This window comes from Pseudomonas koreensis, from assembly GCF_025447595.1.
GTDB lineage: Bacteria > Pseudomonadota > Gammaproteobacteria > Pseudomonadales > Pseudomonadaceae > Aquipseudomonas > Aquipseudomonas koreensis_H.
Genome location: NZ_JAOEJU010000003.1, coordinates 305016 through 320112 on the forward strand (window position 1 = coordinate 305016; position 15097 = coordinate 320112).

15 protein-coding genes are annotated in these 15097 nt (G+C 61.8%); 9 read left to right on the forward strand and 6 right to left on the reverse strand.

Annotated features, from left to right (window positions below; all coding sequences use genetic code 11):
- Positions 1–2: 2 nt before the first annotated feature.
- Complete coding sequence (locus N8H71_RS07190; protein ID WP_262193451.1) at positions 3–1607, reverse strand: L,D-transpeptidase family protein; 1605 nt, start codon at positions 1605–1607, stop codon at positions 3–5.
- A 151-nt stretch (positions 1608–1758) separates the two neighbouring features.
- Between N8H71_RS07190 and N8H71_RS07195 the strand changes: the two genes are divergently transcribed.
- From N8H71_RS07195 to N8H71_RS07210, 4 genes are all read left to right on the forward strand, one after another.
- Entirely contained in the window at positions 1759–2472 is a 714-nt protein-coding gene (locus N8H71_RS07195; RefSeq protein ID WP_085687633.1) for a murein L,D-transpeptidase catalytic domain family protein, read from the forward strand.
- Positions 2473–2619: 147 nt separating this feature from the next.
- On the forward strand, positions 2620–2877 hold the full coding sequence (locus N8H71_RS07200) for a DUF2790 domain-containing protein (protein ID WP_262193452.1): 258 nt from the start codon (positions 2620–2622) through the stop codon (positions 2875–2877).
- 12 nt (positions 2878–2889) lie between these two features.
- The gene (locus N8H71_RS07205) at positions 2890–3561 is read left to right on the forward strand and encodes a heavy metal response regulator transcription factor (RefSeq protein WP_085687631.1); all 672 of its coding nucleotides are present in this window, start codon (positions 2890–2892) and stop codon (positions 3559–3561) included.
- Entirely contained in the window at positions 3558–4964 is a 1407-nt protein-coding gene (locus tag N8H71_RS07210) for a heavy metal sensor histidine kinase (protein WP_262193453.1), read from the forward strand. Before N8H71_RS07205 ends, N8H71_RS07210 begins: the two co-directional genes overlap by 4 nt.
- A 54-nt stretch (positions 4965–5018) precedes the next feature.
- Here the strand turns inward: N8H71_RS07210 and N8H71_RS07215 are convergent, their stop codons facing one another.
- Entirely contained in the window at positions 5019–6410 is a 1392-nt protein-coding gene (locus N8H71_RS07215; RefSeq protein WP_262193454.1) for an MFS transporter, read from the reverse strand.
- A gap of 102 nt (positions 6411–6512) precedes the next feature.
- Between N8H71_RS07215 and N8H71_RS07220 the strand changes: the two genes are divergently transcribed.
- Positions 6513–7400, forward strand: coding sequence for a LysR family transcriptional regulator (locus N8H71_RS07220; protein WP_262193455.1), 888 nt, complete (start codon positions 6513–6515; stop codon positions 7398–7400).
- On the opposite strand, the gene N8H71_RS07225 is transcribed toward N8H71_RS07220, so the two are convergent.
- Entirely contained in the window at positions 7397–8017 is a 621-nt protein-coding gene (locus N8H71_RS07225) for a cell wall hydrolase (RefSeq protein WP_262193456.1), read from the reverse strand. The genes N8H71_RS07220 and N8H71_RS07225 overlap by 4 nt on opposite strands.
- A gap of 200 nt (positions 8018–8217) precedes the next feature.
- Between N8H71_RS07225 and N8H71_RS07230 the strand changes: the two genes are divergently transcribed.
- From N8H71_RS07230 to N8H71_RS07240, 3 genes are all read left to right on the forward strand, one after another.
- On the forward strand, positions 8218–9069 hold the full coding sequence (locus N8H71_RS07230) for a CAP domain-containing protein (RefSeq protein ID WP_262193457.1): 852 nt from the start codon (positions 8218–8220) through the stop codon (positions 9067–9069).
- A 216-nt stretch (positions 9070–9285) separates the two neighbouring features.
- Positions 9286–10284, forward strand: coding sequence for a GTP 3',8-cyclase MoaA (gene moaA / locus N8H71_RS07235; RefSeq protein ID WP_262193458.1), 999 nt, complete (start codon positions 9286–9288; stop codon positions 10282–10284).
- Between the two features lie 27 nt (positions 10285–10311).
- Positions 10312–11211 carry a bestrophin family protein gene (locus N8H71_RS07240; protein ID WP_262193459.1) on the forward strand — a complete coding sequence of 300 codons (900 nt, stop codon included), beginning with the start codon at positions 10312–10314 and terminating at the stop codon, positions 11209–11211.
- A gap of 53 nt (positions 11212–11264) precedes the next feature.
- Here N8H71_RS07240 and N8H71_RS07245 read toward each other — a convergent pair whose 3' ends face one another.
- From N8H71_RS07245 to N8H71_RS07255, 3 genes are all read right to left on the reverse strand, one after another.
- Complete coding sequence (locus N8H71_RS07245) at positions 11265–12551, reverse strand: ATP-binding protein (RefSeq protein WP_262193460.1); 1287 nt, start codon at positions 12549–12551, stop codon at positions 11265–11267.
- Positions 12552–13259, reverse strand: coding sequence for a winged helix-turn-helix domain-containing protein (locus tag N8H71_RS07250; protein WP_262193461.1), 708 nt, complete (start codon positions 13257–13259; stop codon positions 12552–12554).
- A 140-nt stretch (positions 13260–13399) separates the two neighbouring features.
- On the reverse strand, positions 13400–14008 hold the full coding sequence (locus N8H71_RS07255; RefSeq protein WP_085602796.1) for a tRNA-(ms[2]io[6]A)-hydroxylase: 609 nt from the start codon (positions 14006–14008) through the stop codon (positions 13400–13402).
- Positions 14009–14166: 158 nt separating this feature from the next.
- On the opposite strand from N8H71_RS07255, the gene N8H71_RS07260 reads away from it, so the two are divergent.
- Entirely contained in the window at positions 14167–15030 is an 864-nt protein-coding gene (locus N8H71_RS07260) for a universal stress protein (RefSeq protein ID WP_007958823.1), read from the forward strand.
- Positions 15031–15097 lie beyond the last annotated feature (67 nt).

Below are 15097 nucleotides of genomic sequence, written 5' to 3' on the forward strand. Positions count from 1 at the left end.
GATCAATGCGCCCGGTCCAGCCCGGCCAGCAACGCGCTGTCGCGGCTGTAGATGTCCGGCGCGTAGAGTACGCGGCCCTGACTGTCGACCTGCGCCGTCCAGTAGGTCATCAGGATCGGCACCGGGTTGCTCAACCGGAACTCGTGAGTGGTGCCGGTGGCGAGCAAGGTGTCGGTGCGGGCAATCTCCGCCGGGCTTAACAGGAAGTCGCGCAGCTTCATCGGATGCTCGACCCGCACGCAGCCGGAGCTGAACGCCCGTGGCCCCTTGTCGAACAGCGCCTTGCTCGGCGTGTCATGCAGGTACACCGAGAACGGGTTGGGGAACCGAATGACCATCTGCCCCAGCGGGTTGCGCGGCCCGGCGTCCTGACGCAGAAGGATGTTGCCGGGGTTGTCCCAGTCGATGTCGGCGGCGGCCAGCGGCTGGCCGTTGGCGTCGAGCACTTGCAGATTCTGACGGCTGAGGAAGGTCTGGTCCTTGCGGATCTCCGGCAGTTTGTCTTCCTTCCAGATGGTCGGCGGCACGGTCCAGGTCGGGTTGAGTGTCAGACGCGTGACCCGGGATTTGAGCAACGGGGTCTGGCGTTCGGCGCGACCGACCTGGGTACGGGTCTGCCACACCGGCAGGCCACCCTGATACAGCGTCAATTCGGCAGCGGCGACGTTGACCAGCAAACCGTCCGGCTCCATGTCCTGAGCCATCCAGCGGAAACGTTCGAGATTGACCCGTAGCTGTTCGCGTCGGGTCAGCGGACTGATGTTGAGTTCGGCAATCGTCCCCGGCCCCACCACCCCGTCAGCCTGCAATGAGTGAGTGGCCTGAAAACTTTTCACCGCCGCGACCAGTGCGCCGTGATAGGCGTTGTCCGGCGTGGCGACTGCACTGCTCAGATAACCTTCACTGTGGAGCCGCCGAGCCAGTTCCGGCACACGCTTGTCTTCCATGTCCGGACGCAGCAACGGGCCGTTGCCCACCGACGTCCATTGGGGCAAGGCTTGCAGGCGCTGCGCCGCATACAGGTGGCGCAGATTCTGATATTGCGCCAGACGCGGACGGGCCAGATCGAAGGCGGCTGGAATGTTGCGCATGCCCGGCACGGCGATGGCAAGCAATTCAACCTGACGGTCGCGTGGCGTTTCGTCGGAATGCCACAAGGGTTCGAAGTGTGATTGCAACAGGCGCCCGTAATGCAAATCCTGCAAGGCCTGGAGGTAGTAGCGGCTGATCTCGATGTCGGCGCACAGCTCGCCGTCGTGCGGCGCGGTGAGCGCCACCGGATAACGTGTCGGGTTCAAGCCATCGTCGGCCAACAGCTGCAATTGCGCATGCAAGGCCGGCAATTGCCCGCCATCCGCCCACACCGGCATCCAGTCCTGTTGCTGATAGAACGCCCGCAACTGATCCAGCGCCGGTCCATTGAGACGGGTGCCGATTGCCGGACATGCCAACGGCAGATCGAGCAAAACGGCCTGCAGCGGACTTTGCGGCTCGACCGGCATTTCAGCCGGCGGCACCGGCAATGGCGCAAGCGGCTCCTCGGCGCAAGCGACAAACGGCGCAGCGAGCAAACAAATGCTCAAGTAGCATGCATACTTTTTGAACAACTGCTTTACTCCAATCCATGGCCGTCCTGATTGACGGTCAACCTTACCTCAGGTGCGGTGAACAGTCAGGCCCGATTCGCGGGCCTGCCGGGGACGACTGGACGTCAGGAGCCTAAGTGCCAAACAAGTAGCAAGTGGAGACTCACTTTAAATGTTGACGTTTTTGCGCCGACTTCTGCTGACTGCCACCGCCATTGGCGTGCTGACCAGCCCCGTTTTTGCCGCCGGCACCTCTTCGCCGGTTCTGTACACCAGCCTCGCCCACGCCGCTCCGGAACTCAATCCCCAGGCGCTGAAAGGTGCCTTGAACGCCATGCAATGTGCGATCAACAACGGCGCGAAGCAGTCCCGTCATCTGGCGATCATCGACTACTCGCAGCCGTCCACCGAACGCCGCTTGTGGATCTTCGACCTGACACGCAAGACATTGGTGTTGCGCGACCTGGTGGCCCACGGTTCGAACTCCGGGGAAAACTTCGCCACCCGCTTCTCCAACCGTGAAGGCAGTTTTCAATCCAGCCTCGGCCTGTTCCGCACCCAGGAAAGTTACCAGGGCACTCACGGTTACTCGCTGCGCATGGACGGTCTGGAGCCCGGCGTCAACGATATGGCCCGTGACCGCGCCATCGTGATCCACGCCGCCGACTACGTGAACCCGTTCTGGAGCAAACGTACGGGCCGCCTGGGCCGCAGCCAGGGTTGCCCGGCCGTGCGGCCACAGGTCGCCAAACGGGTGATCGACAGCCTGAAGAATGGCCAATTCATGTTCTCCTGGTACCCGGATCAGCAGTGGCTGAAATCCTCGCCGTACCTCAACTGCCAGCCACAACAGATCGCGAGCATTCTCAGCACCCACGCCAGCTGAATACTCTGTGGGAGTGCGCTGGCTTCCACAGGTTCGGTTTATTACAGATTTGTCATCGAGTTGTCGGTTTGCCGAGCGGATCGCCCGGTAGCTTGAAGTTATCCCGGCCAGAACGCCGATCAACTTCAACGACTCGAGTGACCCATCATGAAAACCCTGATCCTCGCCTTCACCGCCCTCCTCGCCACCGGTTCCGTGTTCGCCGCGCCAGCACCGGACGCTGCCGTCATTCATGACAAAACCGGCTTCTTCGTGCACCTGGATGTCGACAAAGTCATCTCCAGCACCGATATTTCCCAGGCTTGCGGCGTGATCCCCGCGCAGCTCAACTACCTCGACCACCAGGGCCGTGAACATGTGCTGGACTATCAAGTGCAAGGCAGCGGCTGCATCAATGACAATTGAGGCACAGTGCCCATGAATATCCTTGTTGTCGAAGACGAACCCAAGGCCGGCAATTACTTGCTCAACGGCTTGCAGGAACTGGGCTACAGCGTGAGCCTGGCGCGAGACGGCGCCGACGGTCTGCACCTGGCGCTGGAGTTCGACTTCGACGTGATCGTTCTGGACGTGATGATGCCGAAAATGGATGGCTGGGAAGTCCTGCGCCGGCTGCGCAAGGAAACCGACACGCCGGTGCTGTTCCTCACCGCCCGCGACGACATCGCCGACCGGGTCAAGGGTCTGGAACTGGGCGCTGACGATTACCTGATCAAGCCGTTTTCCTTCGCCGAACTGGTGGCGCGCCTGCGCACCCTGACCCGGCGCGGGCCGATCCATGAAGAAGAGCAATTGCAAGTGGCCGATCTGCAGATCGACGTGCTCAAGCGCCGGGTCGTTCGCGCCGGCAACCGGGTCACCCTGACCAACAAGGAATTCGCGTTGCTGCAACTGTTCGCCACCCATACCGGGCAAGTGCTGTCGCGTTCGCTGATCGCCTCGCGGGTGTGGGACATGAATTTCGACAGCGACACCAACGTGGTCGATGTCGCCGTACGCCGCCTGCGGGCGAAGATCGACGATCCGTTCCCGCTCAAGCTGATCCACAGCGTGCGCGGCATCGGCTACCGCTTCGATACCCAGCCATGAAAATCGCCGGCACGTACTCCCTGACCTTGCGTCTGGCGCTGGTCTTCGCCGTGCTCGCCTTCGCCGCACTGGCTGGCCTGGGCGCGGCACTTTACAACCAGCTGGAAGAGCAACTGACTCGCCGCGACGACATCCAGTTGGTCAGCCGCATCGATCAACTGCGCACCATCCTCAACGACAGCAACACGCTGGAATTGATCAAGACCAAACCGGCGCTGTTTCAGAACATGCTGGGCAACCGCGAAGCGCTCTTGACCATCAGCGCGCCGGGACAACCACCCTTGTTCGTGGTCAACCCCAGCGACCTGGCACTGCCGAGCGTGCCCGCCGTGCCGGTCGACCATGTCATGGCGCTCAACGACGTGCAGCACCTGCCAAGCATCAACGGCGTGCCGTTCTCGGCGGTGGCGGCCAGTATCGACTCTGGCGACCAGGGCAATCTGCAGGTACTCATCGCCAAGGTGATGAGCGAGCGCACGGCGATGCTCGCCAATTACCGGCTCAGCGTGTACGGCCTCGCGTCACTGGCGGCGATTGTGCTGGCGCTGGTCGGCTGCCTGCTGGTGTATCGCGGCTTGCTGCCGCTGCGGCGGATTGCGCGGCATGCCCACGGCATCGGCATCGCCAACCTTGGCGAACGGCTCGACAGCCAAGGCACGCCCCGGGAACTGCAGCCGATGATCGAGTCTTTCAATGCGATGCTGGACCGGCTCGACAAAGGGGTTGCGCAACTGAGCCAGGTCTCCACCGACATGGCCCACGAACTGCGCACGCCGATCAACAACCTGCTCGGCGAGACCCAGGTCGCCCTGCAACAGAACCGCAGCGTCGACGCCTATCAACAGTTGCTCGCCTCCAACGTCGAAGAACTCGAACGGCTGGCGCGGATGCTCGACAACATGCTGTTTCTCGCCCGCACCGACCCTGCCAGCGCATTGAGCCAGCGGCAGGAGCTGGACGCCGGCGATGAGATGCAGCGCATTGCCGATTACTTCGAGGGATTGGCGGCGGACGTCGGCGTCACTATCGAGGCCAGTGGCAGCGGTGTGATCTGGGCCGAGCCGATGCTGCTGCGTCGGGCCCTGGCCAATCTGTGCGCCAACGCGATCAAGTACGGCGCGGCGGATTCGACGTTGCAGGTCGAAGCCATCGCCGAAGCGGACGGCAGCTACCTGCGGGTACGCAATCAGGGCGCGACCATTCCTGCCGAGCATCTGTCGCGACTGTTCGAGCGCTTCTACCGTGTCGATCCGTCCCGCGAGCGCTCGGCCCAATCCAACGGACTGGGCCTGTCGATTGTCGCGACCATCATGCAGTTGCATCAGGGTCGCTACAGCGTCAGCAGTGCCGACGGCATTACCTGCTTTGAACTGTTCTTTCCGGCCCGACAACTTCGGGATTGAGTGCCCTTTGTGGGAGCGAGCCTGCTCGCGATAGCGTCGGATCAGCCAGCTTAATCAGCGCCGGACACTCCGCATCGCGAGCAGGCTCGCTCCCACAGGGCTGCAGCCAAGGCCGAGGGCAGCGATCATTAATGCCGTGGCAACGCCAAAAGTGACATGTAATCCGCTGGCAATCACTTCAGTCGATGCCTGAGTCGGATCGTCCGTGGCCAGTGCAAACACCGCACCCATCGCCGCCGCCCCGGTGATCAGCCCCAGGTTGCGCGACAGCCCGAGCATGGCCGAGACCACGCCGCGCTGATCCTGAGCAACGCCGGACATCAACCCGGTGTTATTGGCAGCCTGGAACAGCGCATAACTCAAGGCCACCACCGTGATCGGCAGCACGTATGCAAGCACTCCGAAACTCACCGGAAACAGCGCCAACAGACCACATCCGCAGGCCAGGCCGAGCAACGCACCCGGCACCATCCGCCGCGCACCGAAACGATCCACCAGACGCCCGGCCGGTACGCCGCTGAACGCCGCCAGCAACGGCCCGATCGACAACACCAGTCCGACCTGCGTGCTGGTGAGGCCCAAGCCTCGGCTCAGGTAAAACGGCCCAACCACCAGCGTGGTCATCATCACTGTCGTGACCAGCAAGGTCAGCGCCAGACTGCTGCTGATTCGCGTGTCGGTGAACAATGACAGGTGAATCAGTGGCGCCTTGCTCCGTTTCTCGACCAGGATGAACAAGCCCACGCCCAACAGGCTGAGCAACAACAACGTCGGGGTTAGTCCTTCGATTGTCATCGCCAGCGCATAGGCCGCCAGCGTCAGCATCAGCACGGCGGTGCCGGGATAATCAAATGCAACACCCGAGCGTGCGGTTCGATCCTTCGGCAAATAGCGATAAACCAACCACGCATTGAGCAATCCCAACGGCACGTTGATCACAAAGATCGACTGCCAGCCGACATGCGCCATCAACAGCCCACCGAGCGACGGCCCGAGAGTCGTGCCGGTCGCCGACATCGTGGCCAACAACCCCATCGCACTGCCGGCCCGGGATTTGGGCACCGCATCGGCGACCAGCGCCACCGTCAATGCGAACATGATCGCCGCGCCAAGGCCTTGAACCGCCCGCGCACCGATCAGCCAGGCAAGGTTCGGCGCCAGTGCGCAGGCCAGCGAAGCTGCGGTAAAGATGCCGATGCCGATCAACAGCAAGCGCCGCCGACCGAAGCCGTCACCCAACCGCCCGACGCTGACAATCAACGTGGTCACCACCAGCAGATAGGCCAGCACGATCCACTGCACTTGTTGAAACGTCGCATCGAACGCCGCCGCCAGCGTGGGCAATCCGGCGTTGGCGATGCTGGTGTCGAGTGACGGCATCAACATCGACAGCGCCAGACTGGTCAGCGCCCAGCGGGCTGAAGGGCTCAGGGGTTCTCGGTGCATGGGGGCTCACAGGGCAGAAGTCATGGGGCATAGCCTGAGCCTCGACAATACGAGGCGCAAGACGCATGCTTTGCACTTGATACCTGCATGGAACGCCATGTCATGAATGCACCGGATCTGAACCTGTTGATCACCCTCGACGTGTTGCTGAGCGAAGGCAGCGTCGCCCGTGCCGCCGAGCGCCTGCGGCTGAGCCCTTCCGCCATGAGCCGGGCGCTGGCCCGGCTGCGGGAAACCACCGGGGATCCGCTGCTGGTGCGCGCCGGGCGAGGACTGGTGCCGACCCCGCGCGCGCTGGAGCTGCGCGACCGGGTCAGTTACCTGGTGCAGGAAGCCGAAGCGGTTTTGCGCCCGGCAGAAGTGCTCGATCCCGGCCAGTTACGGCGCACCTTCACCCTGCGCAACACCGACGGCTTTGTCGAAACCTTCGCCGCCGCCCTGCTCGCCCGCATCGCCGAAGAGGCGCCCGGCGTGCGCCTGCGCTTTGTGCAGAAAGCCGACAAGGACAGCACGCTGCTGCGCGTAGGCCGGGTGGACCTGGAAACCGGCGTGGTCGACGACAGCACCGACCCGACGCTGCACAGCCGCATCCTGTTCCGCGATCAATGGATCGGTGTGGTGCGCGAGGGGCATCCGTTGAGCAGCGGCAAAGTCAGCGCAAAACGCTTTGCCGCAGGCCAGCACATTCTGGTGTCACGACGCGGACGCAGCAGCGGACCGGTGGACGAGGCGTTGCTTGCCTTGGGGCTGACGCGGGACATCGTCACCTCGTTCGGCGGGTTTTCGGCGGCACTGACCCTGGTCCGTGAATCTGACCTGATCGCCACCGTCCCGGAACGTCACACCAGCAAACTGCGAACGGGTCTGCACAGTTTCGCCCTGCCATTCCGGATGCCGGACATCAGCGTGTCTATGCTCTGGCACCCGCGCATGGACGCCGATCCGGCGCACCGCTGGTTGCGCAATTGCGTGCGGGAAGTCTGCGCCTAACGCGCATCCCCGCCGACGGGTTTATAGAACAGGAATTTTTTGGTCTCGGCGGTCTTGGTGTATTCCTTGGCCCAGCTCGGGTGAACGTTGCGGTCGTGGAAATACAGCGCGCCGTGAGTGCGGTCAGTGAGCTGACGGTTCAGCGCCTTGCCAGCGATTTCCTTGGCCAGCGCGTATTCAGCGTCTTCCTTGACCTGATCCGGACGCCCGTCGCACCACCAGGAAAACTGGCAGCTCCTGGTTTCCGAGCCCTGCTTGACTACCGCGCATACGGTGTCCGGAAACCCTTCATGGCCGAGCCGGTTCATCACCACGTTGGCCACCGCTTCCATTTCCGGGTTGTCCTTGCCCTTGGCTTCCCAATAGATACTGCGCGCCAGACAGGTGATCGGATCGTCCAGCGGCGCGGCGCCGGCCGGGTCGACCGCTTGCGCTTCGGTCGGGGTGATCGCTTCGGATCTCGGCGCCGGTGCTGCGCTGACTTTATCGGCGGCTTTTTCTTCCAGCACCTGAGCTTTCTCTTCGGCCTTCTCCTTGATTGGAGCTTGCTCGGTCGCTGATGCGGCACCACTCACCAAGGTAAACACGAGGCAACAAAACAAAGCCTTCAATCCCATGATCGATTCTTCCGGCAGCGCCCGTCGCGGGCAAAGTGTTATGTGGATGAAACGCCCGGATTACGGGGGCTTCGCAGAGTGTAGACGGCAAAAACCCCAGCAACGTTCCGTACTGAAATCCGCGTTATAAAGAAAAAGACATTGCACGAACCGGGGCCCTTTCGCGCATGATGTGCGCACTCAGCCCAAGGGAGATTTCCATGCGCTTCATGCCATCCGTTCTGCGACTCGCCGCGTTGTCCATGGGCGTCGCGCTGGCCACTTCGGCCATGGCCGCCGACGAGTCGCAATTGATTGAATCGATCAACAGCTACCGCAGCCAGCCGCAGCGCTGTGGCACTCAAGCGTCGAGCGAACTGCCGCCGCTGTCGGCTGATCCGCGCCTGATTCTGCCGGCCAGCGGCGTGGTGGATTTGCAGCAAGCGATGTCCAGCGCACGCTACCCGATGGTCAACGTGCAGGCGATTACTCTGAACGGGCCACGGGATGCGGCGTCGGCGATGAAGGCGATTCAGGAAAGTTTCTGTCAGGTGGTGCTGGATCCGCAGTTCGTCGATATCGGCGTCAGCCGGGCTGATCGTGACTGGCGCATCACCCTGGCGCGACCGCTGCTGTCCGCCCGTCTGGGCGATGGGCAAGCCGAAGGCCAGAAGCTGCTCGAACAACTCAACGCTGCCCGCGCCCAACCGCGCCAGTGCGGCGGTCAGGCGTTCGCAGCGACTGCGCCGCTGGCGTGGAATGCCGTGCTCGGCGGCGTCGCCCAGGAACACAGCCGCGAAATGGCCAACAACAATTATTTCGACCACAAGGACCGAGACGGCCGCACCCCCGGCGACCGCGCCGAACTGGCCGGTTACAGCGGTCAGCAAGTCGGCGAGAACATCGCCGCCGGGCAGGACACGGTGCAGAAAGTCGTCGCCGGCTGGCTCGCAAGTCCCGGCCATTGCGCCAACCTGATGAACCCGCAATACCGCGAACTGGGCGCGGCCTATGCGGTAGATCCGAAAAGCAGCGCAGGCATCTATTGGACGGCAATGTTTGGCGCCGAGTAATGCTCGCCGCGCAAAACCGCCGGCAGTCGCTGAAATCTTCAGGTGGGGCCCGGTTCGGCAACCGCCCGTCAAAGGTGTCTGATCGCTAAAGATGAACACCTCATCGACAGCATCAATCAGCCGGTCATTAATAGTGATTGGACACCCCTGAAAGTTGCCCATAACCTGCGCCGTCCCCTGCCGTTGATGTCGGCTTTTCATCCCGTTGAGGCTGCCATGTCAGAGCGCGTGCTGATCGATGGTTACAACCGGCGCGTCGACTACCTGCGCATGTCGGTCACCGACCGCTGCGACTTTCGCTGTGTGTATTGCATGGCCGAGGACATGCAGTTCCTGCCACGCCAACAGGTGCTGACCCTCGAAGAGATCTACCAACTGGCGCAGAGCTTCGTCGCACTGGGCACCCGCAAGATTCGCCTCACCGGCGGCGAACCGCTGATCCGTCCCGGCGTCGTCAAGTTGTGCCAACAGATCGCGGCCCTGCCCGGCCTTCGCGAACTGTGCCTGACCACTAACGGCTCGCAACTCGGCAAACTGGCCGCCCCGCTGTTCGATGCCGGGGTCAAACGCCTGAACATCAGCCTCGACAGCCTCGATCCCGCACGCTTCAAACAAATGACCCGTACTGGCGACCTGGCTCAGGTGATCGACGGCATCGACGCGGCACGCAAAGCCGGATTCACCCGCACTAAACTCAACTGCGTGGTGATGCAAGGCCGCAACGATCACGAGATCAACGATCTGGTGCAGTTTGCCATCGAGCGGGATCTGGACATTTCCTTCATCGAGGAAATGCCACTGGGGATCATCAGCGAACACAGCCGCGCCGAGTCATTTTTTTCCAGTACTCAGGTGCGCGAGCGGATCGCCGAGCGCTACACCCTGGTCGATTCCGCCGAATCGACCCAGGGCCCGTCGCGCTACTGGCGGCTGGCCGAAGCGCCGCACATTCGCCTGGGGTTCATCTCTCCCCACAGCCACAATTTCTGCGGCACTTGCAACCGGGTTCGGCTGACGGTCGAGGGGCGTTTGCTACTGTGTCTGGGTAACGAACACTCCGTCGATCTGAAGGCCGTGTTGCGTGCACATCCAGGGCAACCGGAACGGCTTGAGAAAGCGATCATCGAAGCCATGAAGCTCAAGCCCTATCGGCACAACTTCGAAGTGAGCGACGACGTGCAAGTGGTGCGTTTCATGAACATGACCGGTGGCTGACCCGCCACGTTTTCAAGGCAGAGCCGCATGATCATCAGGCCCAAGGTCAATCAATTCGCCATTCTCTTCACCCTCAAGGGCTCGATTGCCAAACGCATTGCCCTGCGCGCCCTGATGGTCACGCTGCTGGCGTCGGCCATCGTGCTGGTGGAAATGCTTCACCCGAGCAATTTCACCAAGGTCAACGCGACACCGTTCACCCTGCTCGGCCTGTCACTGTCCATCTTCATGAGTTTTCGCAACAACGCCTGCTACGACCGCTGGTACGAAGCGCGCAAGGCCTGGGGCGAAATCATCGTGCACGTGCGTTCGGTGATCCGTGAAACCCATGTCATCCGCGAATCGAGCGAACGGCGGCCCATGCTGCTCAACCTTTGCGGTTTCGCTCATGCCCTGAATGCGCGGCTGCGTCGGGAAGACGAAGCGGCTGCAAGTGCCGAATGGATCACGCCGCAGCACGATGCTCAGGTGCCGGACTACAGCAGTCGGATCCTGCAAACGGTCGGCCAGCAATGTTCGCAGTTGCATGAGGCCGGTGAACTCAACGAGTGGCGCTATATGCTGCTGGCCAATCACCTGACCAGCCTGACGCAGGCACAAGCGGTGTGCGACCGGATCAAGAACACCCCTTTGCCGTTCCCCTACACCTTGCTGCTGCATCGCACGATTTACCTGTTCTGCATCCTGCTGCCGTTCGCCATGGCCGAGCCGCTGGGCTGGCTGACGCCGCTGTTCACGGCGATTGTCAGCTACACCTTCTTTGGGCTGGATGCGATTGCCGATGAACTGGAAGACCCTTTCGGCCGGGATGAAAACGATTTGCCGACCGATGCGCTGGTACGCAGCATCGAACGGGACATTCTGGCGGAGTTGGGGACCGAGACGCTGCCACCGGCACTCAAGCCAGTCGATTACATACTCAGCTGAAGCTGATGCACCACTGGCTCCCACAAAGGGCATGTGGTGTTTTCTGGATCGGGTCAGTCCAGATGCGCCCAGGTCATGCGAAACGACGCTCCACCCCACGCAGAATCACCGACCTCGACCTGCCCGCCATGGGATTGCGACACTCGCCGCACCAGCGCCAGACCAAGCCCGAAGCCGCCCGTGCGACGGTCGCGGCTGGCGTCCAGGCGCGAGAACGGTTCGAAGATTTTCTCCCGCCCCTCCAGCGGCACCCCCGGCCCGTCATCGTTGACCTGCACTTCGTATTGATCATCAATGCGCACCAGCGACACCTCGACCCGGTGCTCGGCATACCGAATGGCATTGCGCAAAAGATTGATCACTGCCCGCGCCATGAACCGCGGTTCGATCCGCACCTCATCGACCCGGCAATCGACGATCAACAGCTGCACCCCGGCCGCCTCAGCCTCCAGCGCCACGCTGCCGACCACACTGTCGAGCCAGTTGGCAGCCTGGATATTCTCGCGGGTTATCACCGTCGCGCCACGTTCGAGGCTGGCGTAGGTCAACAGTTCGGAAACCATTTCCTCCAGCTCGCCGAGGTCGGCGTACATGTCGGCGATCAGTTCGCGATTCTGACTGGCATCCGGTTGCTGTTTGAGCTGATCAAGTTCGAACGAAAGCCGAGCAATTGGCGTGCGCAGTTCATGGGACACGGCGTTGGTCAATTCGCGCTGATTGGCGATCAGGCCTTCGATGCGCGCCGCCATCAGGTTGAAGTGTCCGGCGAGGTCGCGGATGTTTGAACGCTTGGACAGCTGGATCCGAACAGAAAGGTCATTGTCGCCAAATCGTTCGGCTGCCAGGCGCAGTTTTTCCAGGTCGCGCCAGTGCGGACGCACCCAGAAGAACAGCACGATGCCGATCATCACCGCGATCATCAAATACGCCCCGGCGATGTAGAACGGCATCAGGCTCGGCTCGGCCGGCAGCTTGATACTGAGCAGTTGCGGACCGCCGTCGATCGAGGCGATGTATTGCGTGTACTTGTCGCGAATCACCAGCAGGCCCTCGGCCAGCTCGGCTTTTTCCTTGTCGTTCAGGGCCAGTTGATCGGCCTGAACCAGTGACAGCCCCAAACCATAGTGCGGGCGGATTGCTTCCAGTTGTCGCTCCCGGGCCGGGCCGTCCAGATCGCGCAGTTGCTCACCCAGGGTCCAGGCCTGACCGCGCACGGCTTCGCGGTTGTAATCCTGCATCTGATAATCGAGCAACGCGTCAAACGTGCGCTCGACCGTTTGCAGCGCCAGTACCAGTCCGACCGTCATGACCAGAAACAGCCCGAAGAATAACCGCAGCATCTACAACTCCCACGCGAACGGATTGAACAGGTAACCCTTGCCCCACACGGTCTTGATACACACCGGTTCACGGGGATTGTCCTTGAGTTTGTTACGCAATTTGCTGATGTACACGTCGACGCTGCGGTTGAGTCCATCGAACGCGATACCGCGCATGCGGTTGAGAATGTCATCGCGCGAGAGAATCTTGCCGGCGGCGCTGGCCAGCAGCCACAGCAATTCGAACTCCATGGTGGTCAGCTCGATCAGTTCGCCCGCCAGTCGGACTTCACGGCAACTGCGGTCGATGATGAGGTTGCCGAACTCCAGCATGCTGACCACGCCGCTGTCCGGCAACTGGCGACGCTGCAGGGCACGCAGGCGTGCGAGCAGAACCGGCGGCTTGATCGGCTTGATCACGTAGTCGTCGGCCCCGGACTCCAGACCCAGAATATGGTCAAGGTCGTCTTCCTTGGCCGTCAGGATGACAATCGGCGTGTCCGACACGCTGCGGATTTCCCGGCACACATGCAGGCCGCTTTGCCCCGGCAGCATCAAGTCGAGCACCACCACCTTGGGCTTGAATTCGAGAAACGCGGCCACGGCCAGATCGCCGCGATGCACCGTGCGCACATCAAAGCCGTGTTGTTCGAGAAAGTGGGCGATCAGCGCGGCCAGCCGCTCATCGTCTTCCACCAGCAGGACTCTGCCAAAACCCAGGTTATCCATAACAACCGCCGCCAACCGCTTTGTGAAGTGGGCGACATTATGCGGGCATTCAATGGCGAGTCGTTTACGCCAGACAGCAAAAACCGGCCTCTGGGGCCGGTTTTCGTTGATCTTTCATACTCTTAAGAGTTTTTAACAATTCATGCCGCGACGGGTACGCCACTGTGGAAACGGAATTCCTCGTCCGGCGATTCGATGAGATCCTGTTCGGCGGCGCGGACTCTCTCGATCACCTGGGCGATATCCTTGGCATCACCGTATTGGTAGGCCAGTTTCAGGTAACCCTGGAAATGCCGGGCCTCGCTTTTCAGCAGGCCGAAGTAGAACTTGCCGAGTTCTTCGTCCAGATGCGGCACCAGCGCTTCGAAACGCTCGCAACTGCGTGCTTCGATGAAGGCGCCGACCACCAGGGTGTCGACCAGTTTCACCGGTTCGTGGCTGCGCACCACTTTGCGCAGGCTCGAGGCATAACGGCCGGCGTGGAGCTGACGCAGTTCGATCTTGCGCCGCTTCATGATGCGCATCACCTGTTCGTGGTGCACCAGTTCTTCCCGGGCCAGACGCGACATCATGTTGATCAGATCGACGTGGGAATGGTACTTGGCGATCAGGCTCAACGCGGTGCTGGCGGCCTTGAACTCGCAGTTCTTGTGGTCGATCAGCAGGGTCTCCTGATCGGCCAGCGCGGCTTCAACCCAGGCGTCAGGCGTGCGGCAACCAAGGAATTCGTGGATTTCGGGAAGGATCATGGGGCTCACGGTCAAAGGTGTTCGAGCGAAGGGCGCCGATTATACCGGCCTGCCCGCAGACCACCAGCGCCAGCCCTTGATATGCATCAAGTCGCAGGCGCATCAGCAGCAACTATAGTTGTGCAACGCCGTGCCTTTTCATTGCTGGAGACTCACTCATGCAAGCCATTCGCAGCATTCTGGTGGTCATCGAACCCGAACACGCGGAAAGCCTGGCGCTCAAGCGCGCCAAGCTGATCGCCGGGGTGACCCAGGCCCATCTGCACCTGCTGGTCTGCGACAAGAAGCACGATCACGCCGGCATGCTCAGCGTGCTCAAGGCCGCGCTTCTGGCGGACGGCTACAGCGTCACCACCGAACAGGCGTGGAACGAGAGCCTGCACGAAACCATCATCGACGTGCAGCAGGCCGAAGGCTGCGGGCTGGTGATCAAGCAGCACTTCCCCGACAGCTCGCTGAAAAAGGCCCTGCTGACCCCGGCGGACTGGAAACTGCTGCGCCACTGCCCTACTCCGGTGCTGCTGGTGAAAACCGCCGGTTCATGGAAGGACAAGGTGATTCTGGCGGCGGTCGACGTCGGCAATGCCGATGGCGAACACCGTCATCTGCATACCACCATCATCGACCATGGCTTCGACATCGCCAGCCTGGCCAAGGGGCATCTGCACGTGATTACCGCTCATCCGTCACCGATGCTGTCGGCGGCGGACCCGACGTTCCAGCTCAAGGAAACCATCGAGGCGCGCTATCGCGAGCAATGCCGGGCGTTTCAGGCTGAGTTCGACATTGATGACGCTCACCTGCACGTCGAGGAAGGCCCGGCGGATGTGCTGATTCCGTTCATGGCGCACAAGCTGCAGGCGGCAGTGACGGTGATTGGCACCGTGGCGCGCAGCGGGGTATCGGGGGCGTTGATCGGCAATACGGCCGAACAGGTGCTGGATCAGCTGGAGAGTGATGTGCTGGTACTTAAACCGCAGGAGGTCGAGGATCATCTGGTAGAGCTGGCGGTCAAGCATTAAGGCCTGCGGTGCCTGAACCGGCCCCTTCGCGAGCAAGCTCGCTCCCACAGTGGTTTTGTGAACGACA